This window comes from Microbacterium sp. MYb62, assembly GCF_002979475.1.
In the GTDB taxonomy this organism is placed as follows: Bacteria; Actinomycetota; Actinomycetes; order Actinomycetales; family Microbacteriaceae; genus Microbacterium.
In genome coordinates this window covers 60802-82813 of the sequence record NZ_PCOY01000011.1, presented here as the reverse complement: position 1 = coordinate 82813, position 22012 = coordinate 60802, and the positions used below count along the sequence as shown (strand labels likewise).

20 protein-coding genes are annotated in these 22012 nt (G+C 69.6%); 14 read left to right on the top strand and 6 right to left on the bottom strand.

Annotation, left to right across the window (positions count from 1 at the left end):
• Nucleotides 1-71 precede the first annotated feature (71 nt).
• Nucleotides 72-1838 (top strand): biotin carboxylase N-terminal domain-containing protein, encoded by a 1767-nt coding sequence (locus CQ042_RS12500; protein ID WP_105670804.1) that lies wholly within the window; start codon nt 72-74, stop codon nt 1836-1838.
• A gap of 52 nt (nt 1839-1890) precedes the next feature.
• Here CQ042_RS12500 and CQ042_RS12495 read toward each other — a convergent pair whose 3' ends face one another.
• Nucleotides 1891-2691 (bottom strand): hypothetical protein, encoded by an 801-nt coding sequence (locus CQ042_RS12495; protein ID WP_105670803.1) that lies wholly within the window; start codon nt 2689-2691, stop codon nt 1891-1893.
• A 263-nt stretch (nt 2692-2954) separates the two neighbouring features.
• Nucleotides 2955-4403, bottom strand: coding sequence for an NAD(P)H-quinone dehydrogenase (locus tag CQ042_RS12490; RefSeq protein ID WP_181157557.1), 1449 nt, complete (start codon nt 4401-4403; stop codon nt 2955-2957).
• A 48-nt stretch (nt 4404-4451) separates the two neighbouring features.
• Here CQ042_RS12490 and CQ042_RS12485 point away from each other — a divergent pair, with 48 nt between their 5' ends.
• Genes CQ042_RS12485 through CQ042_RS12475 form a run of 3 tightly spaced genes read left to right on the top strand, consistent with a single transcriptional unit; the run spans nt 4452 to nt 7218 of the window.
• On the top strand, nt 4452-5285 hold the full coding sequence (locus CQ042_RS12485; protein WP_105670802.1) for a purine-nucleoside phosphorylase: 834 nt from the start codon (nt 4452-4454) through the stop codon (nt 5283-5285).
• Entirely contained in the window at nt 5282-6952 is a 1671-nt protein-coding gene (locus CQ042_RS12480) for a phospho-sugar mutase (RefSeq protein WP_105670801.1), read from the top strand. The genes CQ042_RS12485 and CQ042_RS12480 overlap by 4 nt, the downstream gene beginning before the upstream one ends.
• Nucleotides 6953-6954: 2 nt before the next feature.
• Nucleotides 6955-7218, top strand: coding sequence for an HPr family phosphocarrier protein (locus CQ042_RS12475; protein WP_105670800.1), 264 nt, complete (start codon nt 6955-6957; stop codon nt 7216-7218).
• 9 nt (nt 7219-7227) lie between these two features.
• On the opposite strand, the gene CQ042_RS12470 is transcribed toward CQ042_RS12475, so the two are convergent.
• Nucleotides 7228-9150: a PRD domain-containing protein gene (locus tag CQ042_RS12470; RefSeq protein WP_105670799.1), complete on the bottom strand. Its 1923-nt coding sequence runs from the start codon at nt 9148-9150 to the stop codon at nt 7228-7230.
• Nucleotides 9151-9317: 167 nt separating this feature from the next.
• Here CQ042_RS12470 and CQ042_RS12465 point away from each other — a divergent pair, with 167 nt between their 5' ends.
• The 10 genes from CQ042_RS12465 to CQ042_RS12420 all read left to right on the top strand — a co-directional run bounded on the left by CQ042_RS12465 (nt 9318) and on the right by CQ042_RS12420 (nt 18855).
• Nucleotides 9318-9635 carry a PTS sugar transporter subunit IIB gene (locus CQ042_RS12465; RefSeq protein ID WP_105670798.1) on the top strand — a complete coding sequence of 106 codons (318 nt, stop codon included), beginning with the start codon at nt 9318-9320 and terminating at the stop codon, nt 9633-9635.
• Nucleotides 9632-9913: an HPr family phosphocarrier protein gene (locus CQ042_RS12460; protein WP_105526820.1), complete on the top strand. Its 282-nt coding sequence runs from the start codon at nt 9632-9634 to the stop codon at nt 9911-9913. The genes CQ042_RS12465 and CQ042_RS12460 overlap by 4 nt, the downstream gene beginning before the upstream one ends.
• The gene (gene ptsP / locus CQ042_RS12455) at nt 9910-11595 is read left to right on the top strand and encodes a phosphoenolpyruvate--protein phosphotransferase (protein ID WP_105670797.1); all 1686 of its coding nucleotides are present in this window, start codon (nt 9910-9912) and stop codon (nt 11593-11595) included. The genes CQ042_RS12460 and ptsP overlap by 4 nt, the downstream gene beginning before the upstream one ends.
• A complete protein-coding gene (locus tag CQ042_RS12450) occupies nt 11592-13226 on the top strand; it encodes a PTS mannitol transporter subunit IICB (RefSeq protein ID WP_105670796.1) in 1635 nt (544 codons plus the stop codon). Before ptsP ends, CQ042_RS12450 begins: the two co-directional genes overlap by 4 nt.
• Nucleotides 13223-13657 carry a PTS sugar transporter subunit IIA gene (locus tag CQ042_RS12445; RefSeq protein ID WP_105670795.1) on the top strand — a complete coding sequence of 145 codons (435 nt, stop codon included), beginning with the start codon at nt 13223-13225 and terminating at the stop codon, nt 13655-13657. Before CQ042_RS12450 ends, CQ042_RS12445 begins: the two co-directional genes overlap by 4 nt.
• Nucleotides 13654-14811 (top strand): mannitol-1-phosphate 5-dehydrogenase, encoded by a 1158-nt coding sequence (locus CQ042_RS12440; RefSeq protein ID WP_105670794.1) that lies wholly within the window; start codon nt 13654-13656, stop codon nt 14809-14811. Before CQ042_RS12445 ends, CQ042_RS12440 begins: the two co-directional genes overlap by 4 nt.
• A gap of 86 nt (nt 14812-14897) precedes the next feature.
• On the top strand, nt 14898-16190 hold the full coding sequence (locus CQ042_RS12435; protein WP_105670793.1) for an NAD(P)/FAD-dependent oxidoreductase: 1293 nt from the start codon (nt 14898-14900) through the stop codon (nt 16188-16190).
• Nucleotides 16187-17137 (top strand): bile acid:sodium symporter family protein, encoded by a 951-nt coding sequence (locus CQ042_RS12430; RefSeq protein WP_105670792.1) that lies wholly within the window; start codon nt 16187-16189, stop codon nt 17135-17137. Before CQ042_RS12435 ends, CQ042_RS12430 begins: the two co-directional genes overlap by 4 nt.
• Nucleotides 17137-18102 (top strand): SDR family oxidoreductase, encoded by a 966-nt coding sequence (locus tag CQ042_RS12425; protein ID WP_105670791.1) that lies wholly within the window; start codon nt 17137-17139, stop codon nt 18100-18102. The genes CQ042_RS12430 and CQ042_RS12425 overlap by 1 nt, the downstream gene beginning before the upstream one ends.
• 9 nt (nt 18103-18111) lie before the next feature.
• The gene (locus CQ042_RS12420) at nt 18112-18855 is read left to right on the top strand and encodes an alpha/beta hydrolase (protein WP_258132243.1); all 744 of its coding nucleotides are present in this window, start codon (nt 18112-18114) and stop codon (nt 18853-18855) included.
• Nucleotides 18856-18858: 3 nt separating this feature from the next.
• On the opposite strand, the gene CQ042_RS12415 is transcribed toward CQ042_RS12420, so the two are convergent.
• From CQ042_RS12415 to CQ042_RS12405, 3 genes are read right to left on the bottom strand one after another with little or no spacing between them, the layout of a single operon-like run.
• On the bottom strand, nt 18859-19728 hold the full coding sequence (locus tag CQ042_RS12415; RefSeq protein ID WP_105670790.1) for a carbohydrate kinase family protein: 870 nt from the start codon (nt 19726-19728) through the stop codon (nt 18859-18861).
• A gap of 26 nt (nt 19729-19754) precedes the next feature.
• Nucleotides 19755-20864 (bottom strand): polysaccharide deacetylase family protein, encoded by a 1110-nt coding sequence (locus tag CQ042_RS12410; protein WP_105670789.1) that lies wholly within the window; start codon nt 20862-20864, stop codon nt 19755-19757.
• A gap of 2 nt (nt 20865-20866) precedes the next feature.
• Nucleotides 20867-21982 (bottom strand): adenosine deaminase, encoded by a 1116-nt coding sequence (locus CQ042_RS12405; RefSeq protein ID WP_105670788.1) that lies wholly within the window; start codon nt 21980-21982, stop codon nt 20867-20869.
• Between the last annotated feature and the right edge of the window lie 30 nt (nt 21983-22012).

Sequence of the window (22012 nt, the reverse complement as noted above, 5' to 3'; positions counted from 1 at the left end):
TCCACGTTTTCCCGTCTTTCTTGTGGAGAGTCGTCAAAAGGATCAAGGTCCTACTCGCTAGGCTGGCAACCATGCCTGCTATCGCCAAGGTGCTCATCGCCAACCGCGGCGAGATCGCCGTCCGCATCATCCGCGCCGCCCGTGACTCCGGGATCGCCTCGGTCGCCGTCTACGCCGACCAGGACCGTGATGCCCTCCACACCCGTCTCGCCGACGAGGCCTATGCACTCGGAGGCTCGACCAGCGCCGAGACCTACCTCCAGATCGAGAAGATCCTCTCGATCGCCCGTCGTGCCGGTGCCGATGCCGTGCACCCCGGATACGGCTTCCTCGCCGAGAACGCCGAGTTCGCGCGCGCGGTCATCAATGCGGGTATGACCTGGATCGGCCCGTCACCGGATGCGATCGAGGCTCTCGGCGACAAGGTGACCGCGCGTCACGTCGCCGAGAAGGTCGGCGCTCCCCTCGCTCCCGGCACGCCCGGCCCCGTCGCCGGAGCCGATGAGGTCATCGCCTTCGCGAAGGAGTTCGGCCTGCCGATCGCCATCAAGGCGGCGTACGGCGGCGGCGGCCGCGGCCTCAAGGTCGCCCGCGAGCTGGACGAGGTCGCGGAGCTCTTCGAGTCCGCCACCCGCGAGGCGGTCACCGCCTTCGGTCGTGGCGAGTGCTTCGTCGAGAAGTACCTCGACAAGCCGCGTCATGTCGAGACCCAGTGCCTGGCCGACGCCGAAGGCAACGTCGTCGTGATCTCCACACGCGACTGCTCGCTGCAGCGCCGCCACCAGAAGCTCGTCGAGGAGGCACCGGCGCCGTTCCTCACGGAGGAGCAGAACGACCTGCTGTACTCCGCTTCCAAAGCCATCCTCAAGGAGGTCGGCTACGTCGGCGCTGGCACCTGCGAGTTCCTGATCGGCGCCGACGGCACGGTCTCGTTCCTCGAGGTGAACACCCGCCTGCAGGTCGAGCACCCGGTCTCCGAAGAGGTCACCGGCATCGACCTGGTGCGCGAGCAGTTCCGCATCGCCGCTGGCGGCACCATCGACTACGCCGACCCGGAACCCCAGGGGCACTCGATCGAGTTCCGCATCAACGGCGAAGACCCGGGTCGCGGATTCCTGCCCCAGCCCGGCCCGATCCACGTGTTCAAGACATTCGGAGGTCCAGGCATCCGTCTCGACTCCGGTGTCACGGCGGGCGACTCAGTCTCCGGCGCATTCGACTCGCTGCTCGCGAAGATCATCGTGACGGGCAAGGACCGGGCGGAAGCGCTCGAGCGCTCGCGTCGCGCACTCGACGAGTTCGAGGTCGCGGGGCTCCCCACCGTCATCCCGTTCCACCGCAAGGTCGTGCGCGATCCCGCGTTCACGGCCGAGAACGGCGAGTTCGGCGTCTTCACGCGCTGGATCGAGACCGAATTCGTCAACGACATCCCGGCGTGGGACGGCGAGCTCGAGGCCCCGACCTCCGCCGAAGCGCGTCACACGGTCGTCGTCGAGGTGTCCGGCAAGCGCCTGGAGGTGAGCCTGCCCGATCGCGTCGCCGTCGCCGCCGGCACCGCAGGACGCCCTGCCGCCGTTCCGCCGTCGCGCCGCAGCCACGCCACCACGGCCAACGCCGGAGCATCCGGTGACGCGGTCAAGTCGCCGATGCAGGCGACCGTCGTCAAGATCGCCGTCGCCGACGGACAGCAGGTCGTCAAGGGCGACCTGGTCGTCGTGCTCGAGGCCATGAAGATGGAGCAGCCGCTGCAGGCGCACAAGGACGGCATCATCGGCAACATCAACGCGGATGCCGGAGCGACGGTCTCCGCAGGACACCAGCTGCTCACGATCAGCTGACCGCAGAATGAAGAAGGCCCCCGCCTCAAGAGGTGGGGGCCTTCTTCATTCGTCAGTCTGCGGGCGCGGACGCGCACCACTCGTCGAACAGCCGCTGCCCCGTCGGTGTGCCGAGGGCGGCGCGTGTCGAGGGCGAATCGTGGAAACCACGCAGTGCCGACCAGACGACCTGCGGATGGGTCTTCAGCATCGCCGGGGCCACGGTGACCGTTTCGGGAGCACGCATCCCGTCGGACGCGGTCACGCGGCGCGGATCCACGCGGAGTCGGATGAGCGGGAGCCCGTCCATGCCGCGACGCTGTTCGGTTAGGTCCGGCTCCACGCGGCGGATCGCGCTCCACGGCACGTACAGGGTCTCGGTGGCACGCATCAGGAGCACGCCGTCCGGGCCCATACCCAGCCCGATGGGTCGACGCCCGAAGGAATCGGAGCGGTACTGCGTGATGCCCGCGCGCACGGCCGCGTAGGCGAACAGCGCGGCGGTCGCTGCGAGCACCGCGACACCGAGGAAGGCCTCCGGCCGCCCGGTCAGCCCGATCCTGATCGCCACGACCGTCGCGGCCATGAGCACGAGTGCCCACAGGACGCACAGCAGCAGGGTGACGATCCCCGGACGCCGCTCCGGCACGAAGTGCACTCGTGCATCAGGGCTCGACACCCGCCCGCGCGTCAGCGTGGACGCATCGACCGGGCGCGCGCGCCCCTCGACGAACGGTCTGCGTGCCGCGACTGCCAATGCCGTCAGAGCGAACAGGGCGATGAACGCGCCCGACCACAGCGGGCCGGCGGCGCCACCCGAGAACCCGACCATGGCGGCTGCGGCCACGATGAGGGCGAGGCCAAGCCAGAGCATGCCGGTATTGCGTCGGGGTCGACGTTCACCCCACTTCGCCGGCCATTCCTGCAGCACTGGCGATGTGAACGGATCCGTCACTGCACCCCTCCCGCGACGACGAGCGACAGTTCAGCGACAGAAGGCGGCACGGCCACCATTATCGCAGCGCATTCGAAGCAGACTGCGCGCCGGAATCCGGTCGAAGAAGGAGCGCAGTCAGCCTCGCGCCGGTCCCGTCACCGCCGACGACGATACCGGCTGCGCCCCCTCGTCTCGTCGACCTACGAGATGTTGACGAGGTGCATCGCCCTGCTCGCATCGGTGATGCTGCTGGAGAGCGAAGGATACGCCGCGAAGACCCGCGAGACCTGGTCGACCGTGAGACGGCGCTCCACGGCGACCGCGATCGGGTAGATCAGCTCGGAAGCCTTCGGAGCGACGATCACGCCGCCGATCACGGTGCCCGACCCCTTGCGCGCGATGAGCTTGACGAAGCCGTCCTTGATGCCCATCATCTTCGCGCGCGGGTTCGCCGCGAGCGGGAGCTTGTAGACCAGGCCGTCGGCCACACCGTCCTCGACATCCTTCTCGCCGTACCCGACGGTGGCGATCTCGGGCGCCGTGAAGATGTTCGAGGTGATCTTGATCTGCTCGAGCGGGATCACGATGTCGCCGAGGGCGTGGAAGACGGCCGTGCGCCCCTGCATCGAGGCGACGGATGCCAGCGGGAAGAAGTTCGTGCAGTCGCCGACCGCGTAGACGTTCGGCACCGAGGTGCGTGCGACCCGGTTCACGCGCACGTGCCCGGACTCGTCGAGCTCGACGCCTGCCTCCTCGAGGCCGATGCCCGCGGTGTTCGGGATGGACCCGACGGCCATGAGGCAGTGGCTGCCGTCGACGGTGCGGCCGTCGGACAGCGTGACCGTGACGCCGTCGTCCGTGACCTCGACCTTGTCGGCGCGGGACTTCGAGAGCACCTGCATGCCGCCGCGCTTGAACACCTTCTCCAGCACGCTCGCCGCGTCCTTGTCCTCCCCGGGGAGCACCTGCTCGCGGCTGGAGATGAGCGTGACCTTCGCGCCCAGGTTCATGTAGGCGGAGGCGAACTCCGCACCGGTGACGCCGGACCCGACCACGATGAGGTGCTCGGGGAGGGCCTTCATGTCGTACAGCTGCGTCCAGGTCAGGATGCGCTTGCCATCGGGCTTGGCCGAGTCGAGCTCGCGTGGCGAGGCGCCGACGGCCACGATGATCGTGTCGGCCTCCACGCGGTCGAAGTCCGTGCCGCCCTGGCCCGTCGACACGATGATCGCGGTGGGGCCCTCCAGCCGGCCGTGGCCGGACAGGATGCGCACTCCGGCTTCGAGGAGCGTCGCACGCATGTCCTCGGACTGCTGGCCCGCGAGCGCGAGGAGGCGCTTGTTCACGGCCGCGAGGTTGATCGCGATCTCCGGCTTGAGAGGCCTGGAGTGGTCTCCCTTGGCGTAGAAGTTCACGCCGAGGTCGCTCGCCTCCGAGATCGCGACGGCGGCATCCGCGGTGGCGATCAGGCTCTTCGAGGGCACGACGTCGGTGAGGACCGCCGATCCCCCGACCCCCACACGCTCGACCAGGGTGACCTCGGCCCCCAGCTGGGCCGCCGCGAGGGCCGCCTCGTAACCGCCGGGACCGCCGCCGAGGACGGCGACGCGCTGAGTGCGCTCGAAAGTGGTGGAAGACATGGAATCCATTCTTCCCCAATCCTGGCCCCCGAGCCTGCACCTTCCTAGAGTGGATCCATGCCCGAAACGCACAGCAACCCTCTCGACGACCCGACCGCGAACCCGTTCGAGGTCGCCGCACAGGCCGCGGCCGACATCGCGCGTCTGACAGGCGTCGAGAATCACGACATCGCCCTGACGCTCGGCAGCGGCTGGGGCAAGGCCGCCGACATCCTGGGCGAGACCGTCGCGACCATCCCCGCGACCGAGGTCACCGGTTTCTCCAAGCCGGCGCTCGAGGGCCACGTCGGCACTCTGCGCAGCATCCGCACCCCCGGGGGCAAGAACGTCCTCGTCATCGGCGCGCGCACCCACTACTACGAGGACCACGGCGTGCGACGCGTCGTGCACAGCGTCCGCACCGCCGCCGCCACGGGAGCCAAGATCATGGTGCTGACGAACGGCGCCGGAGGGATCCGCGAGACCTGGACGCCCGGCCAGCCCGTCCTCATCAGCGACCACATCAACCTCACCGCGGACTCTCCCCTCGAGGGTGCCACGTTCGTCGACCTCACCGACCTCTATTCGAAGCGCCTGCGTGACATCGCCCGCAGCATCGATCCCATGCTCGACGAGGGTGTGTACACGCAGTTCCGCGGCCCGCACTACGAGACCCCGGCCGAGGTCCAGATGGCCAAGCACATCGGCGGTCACATCGTCGGCATGTCGACCGCGCTCGAGGCGATCGCCGCCCGCGAGGCCGGCATGGAGATCCTCGGCTTCTCCCTCATCACGAACCTCGCAGCCGGCATCCAGCAGACGCCTCTCAGCCACGCCGAGGTGATCGAGGCCGGACGTGAGGCCGAGCCGGTGATCTCCGCTCTCCTGGCCAGGGTGGTCGAGGCCCTGTGAACGAGGAGCGGCTCGCACAGGCCCGCGCCTGGCTGCGCCAGGACCCGGATCACGAGACGCGCGACGAGCTCGCCGGCGTGATCACTCGGGCCGCCGCCGGCGACGAGGAGGCGATCACCGACCTGGACGACCGTTTCGGCGCGCGCCTCGCCTTCGGAACCGCCGGGCTCCGCGGTGAGCTCGGCGCCGGGAGCAATCGGATGAACCGGGTGCTGGTCGCTCAGGCCGCGGCCGGGTTCGCCGCATATCTGCGTGAGAAGTCCGACGGCGGCACCCCGACGGTCGTGATCGGCTACGACGGCCGCCGCAATTCCCGCGTGTTCGCGACCGATTCCGCCGAGCTGTTCGCCGGCGCCGGCCTTCGTGCGATTCTGCTCCCCCGCCTGCTGCCGACGCCCGTCCTCGCCTTCGCTGTGCGCCACTTCGGCGCCGACGCCGGTGTGATGGTGACCGCGAGCCACAACCCGCCCAACGACAACGGCTACAAGGTGTACCTCGGCGGCGCCGACCAGGGATCGCAGATCGTCGCACCGGCGGATGCCGAGATCGCCGCGCATATCCAGCGCACGGCGGATGCCGGCTCGGTCGCCGCGCTGCCCCGCTCCACGGACTACGAGACCGCCGGCGAAGAGGTCGTCGAGGCCTACATCGCCGCGACCGCCGCCGTGGCCCCCGCACCTGCAGGCACCACCGGGATGCGCTGGGTGTACACGGCGATGCACGGGGTCGGATGGGAGACGCTGTCCCGCATCGTGAAGGATGCCGGGTACCCGCAGCCGTTCGTCGTCGACGAGCAGCTCACCCCCGACGCCACCTTCCGCACGGTGTCCTTCCCGAACCCGGAAGAGCCGGGGGCGATGGATCTCTCCTTCGCCAGGGCCCGTCGCGTGAAGGCGGACTTCATCCTCGCCAACGACCCCGATGCCGATCGGCTGGCGGTCGCCGTCCCCGACGCCTCCGCGGCAGACGGCTGGCGCCGTCTCACCGGCAACGAGGTCGGCCTCCTCCTCGGCGCGCGGGCAGCGCGTGCTGCGGCCGGCACGCCCGGAGCCTCGCTCGCGTGCTCCCTCGTCTCCTCCCCCGGCCTCGGAGTCGTCGCGGCCCACCACGGACTGGACTTCCACGAGACCCTCACCGGCTTCAAATGGATCTCCCGCGCCCCCGGCATCGTGTTCGGGTTCGAGGAGGCCCTGGGCTATCTGGTGAATCCGGAGACCGTGCGCGACAAGGACGGCGTGTCGGCAGCGGTCGCCATCCTCGGCCTCGCAGCCGAGGCCCGCGACCGCGGGGCCACGCTCGTCGATCTGCTCGACGAGCTGGGCGAGACCTACGGCCACTTCGCGAGCGGCCAGGTGTCGGTGCGCGTCGAAGACCTCGCCGTGATCGGCGACGTCATGCTCGCGCTGCGCACGCTCCCGCCGACGCACATCGCCGGACGTTCGATCGCCTCGGCGGAGGATCTTCTGCAGGCGGCGCCAGGCCGACCCTCCGGCGACGTGCTGCGGTACCGGTTGGTCGACGACTCCCGTGTGATCGTGCGTCCGAGCGGCACCGAACCCAAGCTCAAGGTCTACATCGACGCCCGCGCGGAGTCCGCACCGGGTGCGCGCGAAGCCGTGGCGGAACTCGAAGCAGGGGTCCGCTCGCTGTTGGACGAGCGTTCCTGAGCATGCCGGTCCGACGCGTCATCGTCAGCGCGCACAACGGTGTGCACGCCCGTCCGGTCGCGGAGCTCGTCCGGCTCGCCCAGTCGCATGCCGAGACGGTGACCCTGCGCACCGCCGACGGCACCACCGTCGACCTCAGCAGCGTGCTGGCGGTGATGGATCTCGGGATCGCCTCGGGTGATGCCGTGGTACTCGAGACGGCCGCATCGGACACGTCCGAGGCTGTGCTCGATCAGCTCGCCGAGGTGCTCGCACCCCGCGAGTGAGTGCCGCGGTCAGCCGTCGATCACGGCGACGAGCTCGTCGAGGAACGCCTCGAACGTCGTCCCCCGCCGCACGATCCGCTGCACGCTCTCACGTTCGCTGAACACCTCGACCAGCTGCTCGAACACGGTCTGGAACGCGGCACGGTCGCTCTCGCTGAAGGCGGCGAGCGCGACGACCTGCACGCGTCCACCGCCCCACGCTGCCGAGCCGTCGGCCACTCCGATGGCGATGGCGGTGCGCTTCGCGGTCATCTGCAGTGCGTGCGGAACCGCGAGCGCATCCGTGAATGCGGTGGACGACATGCGCTCGCGCACGATGGTGTTCTCGATGTAGTCCTCGCCCACGAGTCCCGTCTGCACCAGAAGCCCGCCGAGGCGGCGGATGATCGCCTCCTCGCCTTCGTCCGGCAGCGGGAAGACGTAGGCGTCGGCGAGGAAGTAGCGGGCGAGCTCCGCGCGCAGGCGGGTGAGCCGCCGTCCCCTCCGAACCCGAGCCGCAGCCTGCTGGATGCGGTCGACATCGGCATCGGTCAGGAACGGCTGGATGCGCACGAAACGGTCCCCGGACGATCCGGGCTCGATCGTGCTGAGCACGAGGTCGGTGTCGAACGACGCCCAGTCGGGGTCGACGTTCGTGACCACGGTCGTGACCTCGATCGCCGAGCCCAGCGAACGGTCGACGCTGGACCGGAGCAGCTCGTGCAGTTCGTGATACCCCGGGCAGACGATCGTGGCGGTGAGGATCGACTCGGCTTTGCGACTGCGTTCGAGGCGTCCACCCACGTGCATGGCGATGTAGGCGATCTCATCGTCGTGGATGGGCGTTCCGACGCGGTCGTGCAGGCCGCTTGCGATCGAGACGGCCACTTCGAAGATCATCGGATAGGTCGTCTTGAGCGAGCGGGTGAGGGGGTTTCGCGTGAGGGCGCTCTCCGCCGCCCGTCGCAGCAGGTTCTGCACGTGGAGCGCGAGCCGCAGGACGAACGTCTCGTCCACGAGGTCGACCTGGAAGTCGTCGGCTGCTCTCGCGATCTCGGCGCGCACGGCCGCCTCGACCATCGGATCCACGCCGCTGCGCGCGACCTCGCGCGTGGCGTCCTCTCCCGGCGCGACGATGCGGGTGAGCACGAGCGACGCGAGGTGTCCGCTGTCTCCTTCGCCGAGGACGACGGAGAAGTGCTCGGCCGCCAGGTGGGCGATGACCGCGCCGACCCGCGGGATCTCCGCGCGGGCGCCTGACGGAGAGGATTCCAGTGCATGGCCGGCTGCCACCCGTTCCGCCGCGATCGCGATGTGCAGCAGCACGTCGGCGATCGCGAGCTCGTTCACGTAGTAGCCGAGTTCGCCGAGTTCGCGCACCAGGGCGGACTTGAAGGGCCCGACGGCGCTGGCGGCGACCGCGGATCCGGAGAGCGCACGACGGAAGGTCTCGGGATGGAAGGAGGCGTCGTCCATCTCGTCATGGGCGAGTCTGCTGAGAAGGCGTCTCTGGGCGGTCTCGTTCCCGCGTAACCGCACGTTCTCCCTGTCGCGTTCGAGAGTGAGATCCGTGTCGTCGAGGAGACCCCGCACCCGCACCAGATCCGCCTCGAGCGTCGCCTCGCTGACGTGCAGCTCCTCGGCGGTGTCGAACACGTCTATTCCGGCGGGCTGATCCAGCAGGAGTCGCACGAGCGCGTGCAGGCGGTCCCGTGGTGCGGACTCGCCGCTCTGACGCATCCGCAATGCACCACGGGCCCCGGATCCGGCACGGTAGCCGGCCGGGCCCGACTCGATCACCGCGGCACCGGGCGTCCGGGCGTTCAGCGCCGCGACATAGGACCGGATGCTGCGAGGGGTGACCCCCATCAGGTCGGCGAGGCTCGCCGCCGTCGCCCATCCTTCCTGGCGCAGGAGCGCCGCGAGGAGCTGGTCCTGGCGCTGGCGCGACATGATGCTCCCCTTCCCGCGTGCTGACCGCACTGTCTCGACGTGTTCTCCATGATGTCAGCTGCCCGGCACCCTCGGGCGGAACGGTGCGTTCCGCAGGGGCGGAAAGGAACGTGTTGGCGCGGACCCCTCAGCGGTTCCCAGACTGTTCTCAGGAAGGGTGGGCATCGATGAGGATTCTCGTGGTGTGCGGCGCTGGCGCGTCGAGCACGTTCGTCGCACAGCGGCTCCGCAGCGCGGCGGCCGCAGCAGGCCTCGACTGGGATGCGTCAGCAGGCATGGAGAGCTCCGTCGCCGGCTCCGACCACGACCTCGTCCTCGTCGGCCCCCATCTGAGCGACCGCCTCGACGCCATCAGAGTCACCGCGGGCGCACCGGTCGCCGTGCTCCCGGACGACGTCTTCGCCGACCGCGACGGCTCGCGCACCCTCGTCTTCGCCCGATCGATCCTCGCCGCCGCCGGCGACACCCCGAAAGGAACATCATGACCGCCACCCGCACCGTCCGGATCGGCTCCTCCCACGGATTGCACGCTCGCCCGGCGAAGCTCTTCGCACAGGCGGCGAAGGAGTCCGGCATCCCCGTGACGATCGCCAAGGACTCGGGCAAGCCGGTGAATGCCGCCAGCATCCTCGGCGTCATCGCCCTCGCCATCGAGTACGGCGACTACGTGACCCTCACGGCTGACGGCGATGGCGCCGAGAGCGTTCTCGACACGCTCACCGAGCTCCTCACGACCGACCACGATCAGGACGCCGCCGGATGAGCGAGCTGCGCGGGGTCGGGATCGGTCTCGGGGTCGCCCAGGGACCGATCATCCGCATGGCCGAGGCGATGCCCGCCCCGGAGAACACGCCGAGCACCGCGGGTGCCGATGCCGAGCGGGCCCGAGTGCGTGAAGCGGTCTCGATCGTCGCGAACGAGCTGAACGAGCGGGGCGAGGCAGCGGGAGGGTCCGCGCAGGAGGTCCTCGAAGCGCAGGCGATGATCGCCGAGGACCCGACGCTGCAGGATGAGGTCGACGCCCGGATCGACGCCGGTTCGACGGCGGAATGGGCCGTGCACGATGCGTTCGCCGGATTCCGTGCCACCCTCGAAGCCGTCGGCGGGTACCTCGGCGAGCGCGCAGCCGATCTCGACGACATCGCCCAGCGCGTCCTCGCGCACCTTCGCGGTGTCGCCGCCCCCGGCGTCCCGAACCCGGGGCACCCGTTCGTCCTGGTCGCACGCGACCTCGCCCCCGCAGACACCGCCCTCCTCGATCTGGATCAGGTGCTCGCTCTGATCACCTCCGACGGCGGCCCCACATCTCACACGGCGATCCTCGCCAGGGAGAAGGGAATCGTCGCGATCGTCGGAGTCGCCGACGGCGCGCTGCTCACCACGGGCGAGACCGTGATCGTCGACGCCGCCAGCGGCGTCGTCACGCGCCAGCCGACGGATGACGAGAAGGCCCGCGCCACCGAACGCGCCGCCGCTCGCCAATCGGCGGACTCCGCCCCACCTACTCCCGGCGCTCTCGCCGACGGCACGCCTGTCGCGCTGCTCGCGAATCTGGGGAAGCCCGCAGACGCGGCCGATGCGGTCGTTCGGGGGGCCGAGGGCGTCGGGCTGTTCCGCACCGAGTTCCTGTTCCTCTCCTCCGCGCAGGCACCGACGATCGCACAGCAGCGCGAGTCGTACCGCGAGCTGCTGGCGGCATTCCCCGGCAAGAAGGTCGTGGTCCGGATGCTGGATGCCGGCGCCGACAAGCCGCTGGCCTTCCTCAACGACGCGCACGAAGAGAACCCGGCGCTCGGGCTCAGGGGGCTGCGAGCCCTGCGTGCCAGCGAGGACATCCTCCGCGAGCAGCTCACCGCCCTCGCCGAAGCCGACGCCGCCACCGAGGCGGATCTGTGGGTGATGGCCCCCATGGTGGCCACCGTCGAGGAGACCGTGTACTTCACGGGGCTCGCCCGCGAATACGGGCTGAAGACCGCCGGCGTCATGGTGGAGATCCCGGCGAGCGCGCTGCTCGCCGATCGCGTGCTCGCACACGCCGACTTCGCCTCGATCGGCACGAACGACCTCACGCAGTACACGATGGCGGCCGACCGCATGCTCGGCTCCGTCGCCGGCTTCCAGGACCCCTGGCATCCTGCCGTCCTCCGTCTCGTGCGCGAGGTCGGCGACGCGGGTGCGCGTCTCGGCAAGCCGGTCGGGATCTGCGGCGAGGCCGCCGCCGACCCGCTGCTCGCTGTCGTGCTCGTCGGTCTCGGGGCGACGAGTCTGTCGATGGCGCCGTCGGCCCTGGCCGATGTGCGTCACGCGCTGTCCGAGCGCACCCCGTCCGAGGCGCGGAGCCTCGCCGAAGCCGCCCTGGCCGCTGACGATGCCTCCTCCGCCCGAACCGCCGTGGCGACGCTCGCCGCGGAACTCCCCCACCACAAGAAAGAGACGACATCATGACGACGACGTCACCTGCCGCCACCAGACCCGGCGGCCTCCGTGTCGGAGTGCAGCGCTTCGGCACATTCCTCTCAGGCATGATCATGCCCAACATCGCGGCCTTCATCGCCTGGGGCTTCATCACGATGCTCTTCATCCCCAAGGGATTCTTCGGCGCCGAGAGCCCGTTCGGCTGGCACTGGGCCGGAGTGTCCGAGATCCTCGGCGGCGGCGGCGACTCCGTCATCATCGGCTGGCAGGGCGCCATGACCTCGGTGGCCGAGAGTGCCGACGGCAACATCCTCGCCTACGTCGGCCTCGTCGGCCCGATGGTCACCTACCTGCTTCCTCTGCTGATCGCCAACACCGCCGGCCGCATGGTCTACGGGGAGCGCGGCGGCGTGGTCGCCTCGATCGCGACCGTCGGCGTGATCGTGGGCACCAACATCCCGATGTTCCTGGGCGCCATGATCATGGGTCCGCTCGCCGCCTGGATCATGAAGAAGGTCGACAGCATCTGGGACGGCAAGATCCGCCCAGGCTTCGAGATGCTGGTGAACAACTTCTCCGCCGGCATCCTCGGCATGATCCTCGCGATCATCGGCTTCTTCGCCTTCGGCCCGGTCATGCTCGGCATCAGCGCCGCACTCGGCGCTGCCGTCGACTGGCTCGTCACGCTGCAGCTGCTGCCGCTCGTGTCGATCATCGTCGAGCCGGCGAAGGTGCTGTTCCTGAACAACGCCATCAACCACGGCGTCTTCACCCCGCTCGGCATCGAGCAGGCGGCGGAGACCGGCAAGTCGATCCTGTTCCTCATCGAGGCGAACCCCGGCCCCGGCCTCGGCCTGCTGCTCGCCTTCAGCTTCTTCGGCGTCGGCGCTGCGAAGGGCTCGGCACCGGGTGCGGCCATCATCCAGTTCTTCGGCGGCATCCACGAGATCTACTTCCCGTATGCGCTCAGCAAGCCCACCACGATCCTCGCGCTCATCGCGGGTGGCGCGGCCGGAGTCACCACGAACATGGTCCTCGGCGGCGGCCTGGCGTTCCCCGCGGCTCCCGGCAGCATCATCGCCGTGACCTTCGCGGCCCTCGGCGCCGGCGTCGGCAACGTGATGGTCGTGTATCTGTCGGTCATCATCGCCGCGACCGTCACCTTCCTCATCACCGGTGTAATCCTGCGGGCTTCGCGCAAGCGCGACCTGGCTGCGGAGGGCGATGCCTTCGGCGCCGCGATCGCGCAGACCGAGGCGAACAAGGGCAAGTCCTCCGCCGCGATGGACGCGCTGCGCACGTCGACCGCGACCGCGGCTCCCGAGGCCGCTGCCGCCCCGAGCACGACGGTGGTCGCCGCCGCGCCCATCGAGCGCATCGTGTTCGCCTGCGACGCCGGCATGGGCTCGTCCGCCATGGGCGCCAGCGTGCTGCGCAACAAGCTCAAGAAGGCCGGCATCGAGGACATCACGGTCACCAACCAGGCGATCGCGAACCTCGACGGCACAGCCGACGTGGTGATCACGCAGCAGCAGCTCACCGAGCGCGCCACCGCGAAGTCGCCGAACTCGGTCCACGTGTCGGTCGACAACTTCATGAACTCGCCCAAGTACGAAGAGGTCGTCGAGATGGTGCGCGAGCAGCGAAAGGAAGCAGAATGAGCGTTCTCACCCCCGAACAGGTCCGCATCCACCCGGGAGGCGCGACGCGGGACGATGCGCTCCAGGAGGCGACAAACATCCTCGTCGCCGCCGGAGCCGTCACCCCGGCCTACGTCGATGCGATGCGTCAGCGCGAGGAGACCGTGTCGACCTTCATGGGCAACGGACTGGCGATCCCGCACGGCACCAACGACGCGAAGGACGCGATCCTCGCCTCCGCCCTGTCCGTCGTCCGCTACGACGGCGGTGTCGACTGGGCTGGCGACCCGGCGACGTTCGTGATCGGTATCGCCGGAGTCGGCGACGAGCACCTGGAGATCCTCTCCCGGATCGCGATCCTGTTCTCCGAGGAGGACGACGTCGCCCGGCTCTCCGCCGTGCAGACCGCGGAGGAGCTCTACGCCCTGCTCGCGGAGGTGAACGAAGGATGAAGGCGGTCCACTTCGGGGCGGGCAACATCGGGCGCGGGTTCGTCGGTCTGCTGCTTCGCGAGGGCGGGTACGAGGTCGTGTTCTCGGACGTCGCCGATGCGCTGGTCGATGCGATCAACGCGGTCGACTCGTACACCGTGCACGAAGCCGGCCCCGGAGGGACCGATCACGTCGTCACCGGCTTCCGTGCCGTGAACAGCCGCACCGATCCCGCCGCCGTGGCGGAGGAGGTCGCGTCAGCCGACGTCGTCACCACCGCGGTCGGGCCGACCGTGCTGCGCTTCGTCGCCCCGTCGATCGTCGCCGGCCTCGCGCTCCGCTCCCCTGACGCCGCACCGCTGCAGGTGATGGCGTGCGAGAACGCGATCGGCGCCACCGATCTGCTGCGCAGGGAGATCATCACGGCCGCGGGAGGCGATGCCGAGACGCTGCTCGCCCGAGCGATCTTCGCGAACACCGCCGTCGACCGCATCGTGCCGGCACAGCCGGAGGGAGCGGGGGTCGACGTCACGGTCGAGCCCTACTTCGAATGGGCGATCGAGTCCGTCCCGTTCGGCGGTGTGCTCCCGAACATCCCCGGCGCGCACTTCGTCGAGAACCTCGCGCCGTACATCGAACGCAAGCTCTTCACGGTGAACACGGGCCACGCCGCCACCGCGTACTTCGGAGCGCGCGCGGGCATCGAACGCATCTCGGATGCCCTGGCCGATCCCGATATCGCGGCGAGCGTGTCGGCGGCACTGGAGGAGACATCCGCCGTGCTGGTCGCCGAGCACGGGTTCGATCCCGCCGACCTCGCGACCTACCGCGCCACGATCCTCGACCGGTTCCGCAACCCGGCGCTCGTCGACACCGTGCAGAGGGTGGGGCGCCAGCCGCTGCGCAAGATCTCGCGACACGAGCGCTTCGTGGGTCCGGCGTCGATGGCCGCGGAACGTGGACTGCCGACCGCGGCACTGGTCGCCGCCGTGTCCGCAGCGCTAGAGTTCGACGATCCGACCGACGAGCAGTCGGTCGAACTGCAGCAGCTGCTGCGGACGGAAGAGCCGTCGGGATTCACGACACGCACGACGAGCCTCGACCCCGAGCACCCGCTGTTCCCGCTGATCCGAGACGCTGTCGCGGCACGTCAGCAGCACCTCGGGGCCGCCTGACGGGCCCGCTCTCCGACGCCCCCGCCCACCCGATACGATCGGTGGGCGGGGGCGTTTTTCGAGCACAGCGACGTGCGGGGAGCAGCATGAACAGATACGCCGTGATCGGTGCGGGCCCATCGGGCCTCTCCGCGGCGCGCGCATTGCAGAAGCGCGGCATCACCGTGGACGGATACGAGGCCTCGCACGGCGTCGGCGGCCTGTGGGACATCCGCAATCCGCGCAGCACGATGTATGAATCCGCGCACCTGATCTCGTCGCGCACGACGACGGAGTTCGCCGAGTTCCCGATGCGGTCGCACGTGGACTACCCGGGTCACCGGGTGCTGCGGGAGTACTTCCAGGAGTACGCCGACCACTTCGGCCTCACCGAGCTGTTCCGTTTCGACACGGGCGTCACCCGGCTCGAACCGCGTGACGGCGGCTGGGATCTCACGAGTGCGGGCCCCGAGGGCGAGGAGACCCGCTGGTACGCCGGCGTCGTGCTCGCGAACGGCACCCTCGCCGAACCGAACGTGCCGACGTTCCGCGGCGAGTTCACCGGCGAACTGCTGCACACCAGCGCCTACAAGTCGCCGGAGCAGCTGAAGGGCCGGAGGGTGCTCCTCATCGGTGCCGGGAACTCCGGGTGCGACATCGCCGTGGATGCCGTCCATCACGCGGAGTCCGTGGACATGAGCGTCCGGCGCGGGTACTACTTCGTGCCGCGCTACCTGTTCGGCCGGCCCAGCGACACGCTCAACCAGGGACGCCCCCTCCCCGCGCGCCTCAAGCAGGCGGTCGACAGCCGGGTGCTGCGCGCCTTCACGGGCGACCCGGTGCGCTTCGGGTTCCCGAAGCCCGACTACCGCATCTACGAGTCGCACCCCATCGTGAACACCCTCATCCTGAACCACCTCGGCCAGGGCGATCTGCGCATCCGCCCGGACATCGATCGCTTCGACGGGGCGACGGTGCGGTTCCGAGACGGCAGCGCCGACGAGTACGACCTCGTGCTGCTCGCCACCGGATACACCCTCGACTATCCGTTCGTCGACCGCACGCACCTGCATTGGCAGGGCGCCTCGCCTCGGCTGTTCCTGAATGTCTTCCCGTCGTCGTTCAACGGCCTCTACGTGATGGGCATGATCGAGGCCTCCGGCATCGGTTGGCAGGGGCGGTACGAGCAGGCCGACCTGCTCGCCGCGTACCTCGACGCCGCCGAGAACGACCCCGCGCGCGCCGCACGCTTCCGCGACAGGGTCACGGGCACAGCCTGGCCCGACGTGACCGGCGGCTACCACTATCTCGGCCTCGAACGGATGGCCTACTACGTCAACAAGGACGCCTACCGCGGGGCCGTACGGCACGAGAAGGACGCGCTGGAGGTGTCGGCATGAACGTCGACGACGTGGTCCTCTCCTTCACACCGGGAACGCTCACGATCCTGAACGTCGTGCTCGGCCTGATCATGTTCGGCATCGCGCTGGACACCTCACCGAGCGACTTCCGCGTCGTGGCGAGGCATCCGAAACCGTTCGCGATCGCCATCCTCGCCCAGCTGCTCCTGCTGCCGATCGCGACGTTCCTGCTGACTCTCGTGCTGCCCGTGCCGCCGTCGATGGCGCTGGGGATGCTGCTCGTGGCCTGCTGCCCGCCGGGGAACATCTCGCAGGTGCTCACGCATCGCGCGGGCGGCAACGTCGCCCTCTCGGTGTCGCTCACCGCGGTGGGGAACCTGATCTACATCGTGGCGATGCCGCTCAGCATCACGTTCTGGGCCTCGCTCCATCCGACGGCACGCACCCTGCTGCGGGACATCTCCCTCGATCCGTGGCGGATGCTGCTGGAGATCTTCCTGATCGTGGGACTGCCGTTCGCACTCGGGCTGCTCCTGCGGGCGAAGGCGCCCCGTTTCAGCGCGCGCGTGCAGCCGTTCGTGAAGTGGTTCAGCCTGATCGCCCTGCTCGGCTTCATCATCGCCGCGCTGATCGGCAACTGGGCGGTGTTCATCCAGGTCCTCGGGATCATCCTGCTCGTGGTGGCGGTGCACGACGCCGTCGCTCTGGCCCTCGGCTACGGCACGGCCGTGGTCGGCGGTCTCGGCACCCGCGAGCGCAAGGCCATGACGTTCGAGGTGGGCATCCGCAACGCGGGTCTCGGGCTCGGCCTGGTGTTCCTGTTCTTCGACGGGCTCGGCGGCATGGCCATCGTCGCCGGATGGTGGGGCATCTGGGACATCATCGCCGGGCTCGTCCTCGCCGGTCTCTGGGCCCGTCACACCAGGAGGCGCACCGGATCGGCGTCCGGCGACGCCGGCGGCCGCACGCCCGTCGAGGCCACCTGATGAGCAGGGTGCTGATCACGGGTGGCAGCGGCTTCCTCGGCTCGCATGTGGCGACGGCTCTCGCGGCGCGCGACGATGTCGCGATCGTGGTGGCCGCGGATCTGCGCGCAGGTGCGCCCCGCGCAGGAGTCATCGATGCGGTGCTGGATGTCACGGACGCCGCGGCGATCGCACCCCTGCTGCGCCGGCATCGCATCGACACCGTGGTGCATCTGGCGGCGATCGTGAATCCGGGACACGACGTCGACCAGGAATACCGCGTCGATGTGACCGGCGCGGCGAACGTGCTCGCCGCCTGCGTCGAGGCGGGAGTCCGCCGCATCGTGGTCTCCAGCTCCGGCGCGGCATACGGTTATCACGCCGACGACCCCGACGGGATCGACGAGGACCGGCCGCTGCGCGGCAACGACGCCTTCCCCTACGCGCGGCACAAGCGCCTGGTCGAGGAGATGCTGGCCGAGCACCGCGAGACGCATCCGGAGCTGGAGCAGGTGGTCTTCCGCATCGGCACGATCCTCGGTCCCACCGTGCGCAACCAGATCACCGCGCTCTGGGACGGACGGCGGATCCTCCGCGTCGCCGGGTCCGAGTCCCCGTTCGTGTTCATCTGGGTGGACGACGTCGCCGCGGCCATGGTGCGGGCTGCGACCGATGGCCCTGCGGGCATCTTCAATGTCGCGGGGGACGGACGCATGACCGTCCCGGAGATCGCACGGCGCCTCGGCAAGCCGCAGCTCGTGATCCCGGCGTGGGCGCTGTCGACCGCCCTGCGCGTCGGGCGGCGGCTGGGTCTCACGGCGCACGGCCCGGAGAAGGTCCCGTTCCTGCGATACCGGCCCGTTCTGGCGAACAGCCGGCTGAAGGACGAGTTCGGCTTCACGCCGCAGCGCACCACACGGGAGGCTTTCGAGGAGTATCTGCGCACGCACCCCGCGGTCGTCGGCGACCGACGCGACGCGGAGTAGCGTTGACCCGTGCAGAAGAAGCCTCGCCGGACACTGAGACGCGTTCTGTTGAGCGTCGCGATCATCCTGGTCCTCGCCGTGGGTGGCGTCCTCGCCTGGACGCAGATCGGCGTGATGCCCGCGGAGCCGGGCCCTCTGGCGACGGTGCAGGAGAACCCCGCGATCACCGTGACGGACGCCGACCAGGGCATCGTGCTCGCCCCCGCCGACGGCGATTCCGATGTCGGTCTGGTCTTCATCCCCGGCGCCAAGGTCGACCCCTGGGCCTACGCCGCCATCCTGCAGGGACTCGCGGAAGACGGCGTGACCGTCGTGATCACGCGTCCCTGGCTGAATCTGGCGTTCTTCGACCCTCGGGGGCTCGGCTCCTTCACCTCGGCCGCTCCGGAGATCGACGTCTGGGGCGTCGGCGGACACTCCCTGGGTGGCGTGCGCGCGTGCCAGCTCGCCGCTGACGCCGATGCGCTCGTCCTGTTCGCCTCCTATTGCGCGAACGATCTTTCGGATAGCGGCCTGCCGGTCCTCAGCCTCTCCGGCAGCGAGGACGGGCTGTCCACGCCGGAGAAGATCGCCGATGCGCGCGACCAGCTGCCGGCCGACGCAGAGATGGTCGAGATCGAGGGGGCGTCGCACGCGTCGTTCGGCGACTACGGACCCCAGGACGGCGACGGCACCCCGACGATCTCGACCGAGGAGATGCACGCGGAGGTCACCCGAGATCTCGAGGGATTCCTCGGACCGCTCGCCCCCTGAAGCTCACTCCGCGGCGAGCCCGACGACCCCGTCCAGCAGCGGATGCAGGTGCCGGGAGCGCAGCACCGACGCCGCCGTCCGTGCTCCCGCCTCGAGGGCGGCGGAGATCCCCGCCCCGTCGAGACGCGCATCGAGGACCCCGGCGAGGAACGCGTCGCCCGCACCGTTCGTGTCGATGACGTCGGCCGGCACGGCGGAAACCCGGTGTTCGACGCCGTCCTCGTCCACCGCCACCGCACCGTCGGCACCCAGCGTGCACACGGCCAGGCGCGACCCGGCGGCGACGCACGATCGCAGGAAGGCGATCGGGTCGTCGAGCCGGTCGGCGTTGCAGAACACGGCGTCCGCGACCTCGAGGAACGGCCGGTGGAACTCCGCCGTCCCGTCGTAGTCGTGCACGTCGACCCAGATCGGCGTGCCGGTCTCCTGAGCGAGCGGGAGCAGTCGCCGGGGCTCCGCCGCGAGGTCGAGCACCACGACGTCGGCCGTCTCCATCCGCTCGCGCAGCCAGACGTCCCCCTCCCCCGACGTCGCCAGCGGTGTCGACAGGTACAGCGAGACGCGCCCGCCCTCGCGCGTCATCAGGTTCAGATGCCGCTCGGTCGCCCCCTCGCCCCAGCGCACACGCACCCCGGCGGCTTCCAGAGCCTCTCGTATGCGAACGCCGTCGGCATCCTGCCCCGCCAGGGCGTAGAGCTGCGTCGCCCGGCCCAGACCGGTCAGGCTGAGCGCTTTGCCCGCGCTGGTCCCGCCGACCGTCTCCCAGGTCTCCTGTGCGAACTGCATGTGCGGCACGGGGTCGGGGAGGTGGTCGAGCACGACGATCGTGTTCCATGCGGCGGGACCGGCGACGAAGACGGAGCGAGCGGGCATTCCCCCATCCTGCCGTGTGTCGACGCTCAGCCGATACGGGAGACCAACGCGTCCAGGCCCATGCCGTAGTCGATGCGCACGACCGGGAGGGCGAACTTGTCGGTGCCGATCGTGACGTAGCCCGGCTCGATGGTCCGCCCCATCTCGTAACCGGCCTGCGCCACGCCCTGCTTGGTCGTGTCGTTGTAGTGGCCGAACGGGTAGGCCACGACCTCTCGGACGCCGAGGACGTCGGCCGAGGCGTTGAGGTCGGCCGCGATCTGGTCCGCGGTCCAGTTGACCATCCGCCCCTTGCCGTTGTCACCCGCCTGATGCATGTCATGCGTATGCGAGCGGCGCTGCACGTACGTCGACGGCGCGGGGTCCTGTCGATATGCCGTGATCATGAACGACGTCGAGAGCAGCTGGTACTTGTCGACGACCGGCACGGCGAGGTCGAACCAGGTCTGATCCGCATCGTCGTCGGTGATGATCACGCTGCGCGCAGGGAGCGAGAGCCGCCCGTCGATGAAGGCGCTGAGCTCGTCCCAGGTCGGCAGATAGAACCCCGTCGTCGCGATGTGATTCATCTGCGCGTCGAAGTCGCCGATGTAGGCGTAGTTCCCGCGCAGCCACCCCTTCTCGCCCTCGGGTGCGGCAGTGAACTGGTGGTACATGAGGATCGGGACCTGCACGTCCTCTGCCGCGTTCTCCTCGGGGGACTTCCAGGCGGCGAAGAGCTCGATCTGCTGGTCGACGCACACGACGGGGTCGGCCCCGTTCACGCGGGAGGCGACCGTGAAAGCCCCCGCATCCGCTGCGCTCGCGTACCAGCCGGCGAACACGCGACCGTCGAGCTGCGGGATCGGGAGCCCCTGGTAGAGGCCTTCCTGCCACTGCAGCATGGGATCGGCCGGTGCTCCCTCGCCGACGAACGTGACCGCGCAGGCTCGAGGATCGTTCGCATCCGCCACGATCTGCTGCGCCGGCGTGAGCGGGTGCTCGATCGTTGCGGCGCGTGCCTTCGGGACAGGCTCCGGCTGCGCGCGGTTCAGCCACGCGTAGCCGGCGGCTGCGCCGCCGAGCACGACGACGGCCGCGATGGCGCTGACGACTACTGCGGTGCGCGTGCGCCGCTTCTTCCCCCCGGAAGCCATGATCAGGCGTCGAAGCCTTCGGCGATCATCTCCACGAGTTCCTCGCGCTCCTCGACGGGCAGGAAGGCTGCGGCCGCCGCATTGAACTGGAAGGTCTCGAGGTCGTCGAGGTCGTATTCGAAGGCCTCGACCAGCAGCGCCAGCTCGCGCGTGAGCGAGGTGGCGCTCATCGTGCGGTTGTCGACGTTCACGGTGACCGCGAACCCGAGCTGGTAGAGCAGGTCGAACGGGTGGTCCACCATCGTGTTGCCCCACGCGGCGATCGCACCGGTCTGAAGGTTCGACGACGGCGAGAGCTCGAGCGGGATCTCCCGATCGCGGACCCAGCGGGCGAGGTCGCCGAACTGCACCTGCACCTCGTCGCCCTCCTGCGTGATCACCTCGAGGTCTTCGGCGATGCGCACACCGTGGCCGAGACGCAGCGCGCGCCCGTCCAGCAACGCCGAGCGGATCGAGGCAGGGCCCGCCGCCTCGCCCGCATGCACCGTGACGGGGAAGAAGTTCTCGGCGAGGTAGTCGAACGCCTTGCGGTGGTTCGACGGCGGGAAGCCGTCTTCGGGGCCGGCGATGTCGAAGCCGACAGCGCCACGTCCACGGAAGTCGACCGCGAGTTCGGCGATCTCGAGGGCGCGATCGGTGTGTCGCATCGCCGTGATCAGCTGACCGACGCGGATGCTGCGACCGGCGCGGTCCGCGGCGTCCTCGCCCTCCTCGATGCCCTGCTGCACGGCCTCGACGGTCTGCTCGAGCGTGAGTCCGCGGGCCAGGTGCTGCTCAGGAGCCCAGCGCACCTCGCCGTAGATCACGCCGTCGGCCGCCAGGTCCTGCACGAACTCACGCGCGACGCGCGTGAGCCCTTCCTGGGTCTGCATCACGGCAGTCGTGAGGTCGAACGTCTTGAGGTACTCGACCAGCGAGCCCGAGTCGCTCTGCTTCGCGAACCATCCGCCGAGGGCTGCGGCATCCGACTCCGGGACCTCGAGCCCGATCGCGTCCGCGAGCTCGATGATCGTGGCCGGGCGCACTGCGCCATCGAGGTGGTCGTGCAGCGACACCTTGGGCAGACTCCGCAAGGAGACGCCCTGCAGCGTGACGTCGCCGTTCGCATCGATCGACATGGTGATCCTCTCGGTCGCGGATGTGCTCAG

Bases quoted from the DNA above. Each gene is read 5' to 3' on its own strand.
- CQ042_RS12500 (WP_105670804.1), top strand. From the start codon at position 72: ATGCCTGCTATCGCCAAGGTGCTCATCGCCAACCGCGGCGAGATCGCC.
- CQ042_RS12495 (WP_105670803.1), bottom strand. From the start codon at position 2,691: ATGCTCTGGCTTGGCCTCGCCCTCATCGTGGCCGCAGCCGCCATGGTC.
- CQ042_RS12490 (WP_181157557.1), bottom strand. From the start codon at position 4,403: ATGGATTCCATGTCTTCCACCACTTTCGAGCGCACTCAGCGCGTCGCC.
- CQ042_RS12485 (WP_105670802.1), top strand. From the start codon at position 4,452: ATGCCCGAAACGCACAGCAACCCTCTCGACGACCCGACCGCGAACCCG.
- CQ042_RS12475 (WP_105670800.1), top strand. From the start codon at position 6,955: ATGCCGGTCCGACGCGTCATCGTCAGCGCGCACAACGGTGTGCACGCC.
- CQ042_RS12470 (WP_105670799.1), bottom strand. From the start codon at position 9,150: ATGTCGCGCCAGCGCCAGGACCAGCTCCTCGCGGCGCTCCTGCGCCAG.
- CQ042_RS12465 (WP_105670798.1), top strand. From the start codon at position 9,318: ATGAGGATTCTCGTGGTGTGCGGCGCTGGCGCGTCGAGCACGTTCGTC.
- CQ042_RS12460 (WP_105526820.1), top strand. From the start codon at position 9,632: ATGACCGCCACCCGCACCGTCCGGATCGGCTCCTCCCACGGATTGCAC.
- ptsP (WP_105670797.1), top strand. From the start codon at position 9,910: ATGAGCGAGCTGCGCGGGGTCGGGATCGGTCTCGGGGTCGCCCAGGGA.
- CQ042_RS12450 (WP_105670796.1), top strand. From the start codon at position 11,592: ATGACGACGACGTCACCTGCCGCCACCAGACCCGGCGGCCTCCGTGTC.
- CQ042_RS12445 (WP_105670795.1), top strand. From the start codon at position 13,223: ATGAGCGTTCTCACCCCCGAACAGGTCCGCATCCACCCGGGAGGCGCG.
- CQ042_RS12440 (WP_105670794.1), top strand. From the start codon at position 13,654: ATGAAGGCGGTCCACTTCGGGGCGGGCAACATCGGGCGCGGGTTCGTC.
- CQ042_RS12435 (WP_105670793.1), top strand. From the start codon at position 14,898: ATGAACAGATACGCCGTGATCGGTGCGGGCCCATCGGGCCTCTCCGCG.
- CQ042_RS12430 (WP_105670792.1), top strand. From the start codon at position 16,187: ATGAACGTCGACGACGTGGTCCTCTCCTTCACACCGGGAACGCTCACG.
- CQ042_RS12425 (WP_105670791.1), top strand. From the start codon at position 17,137: ATGAGCAGGGTGCTGATCACGGGTGGCAGCGGCTTCCTCGGCTCGCAT.
- CQ042_RS12415 (WP_105670790.1), bottom strand. From the start codon at position 19,728: ATGCCCGCTCGCTCCGTCTTCGTCGCCGGTCCCGCCGCATGGAACACG.
- CQ042_RS12410 (WP_105670789.1), bottom strand. From the start codon at position 20,864: ATGGCTTCCGGGGGGAAGAAGCGGCGCACGCGCACCGCAGTAGTCGTC.
- CQ042_RS12405 (WP_105670788.1), bottom strand. From the start codon at position 21,982: ATGTCGATCGATGCGAACGGCGACGTCACGCTGCAGGGCGTCTCCTTG.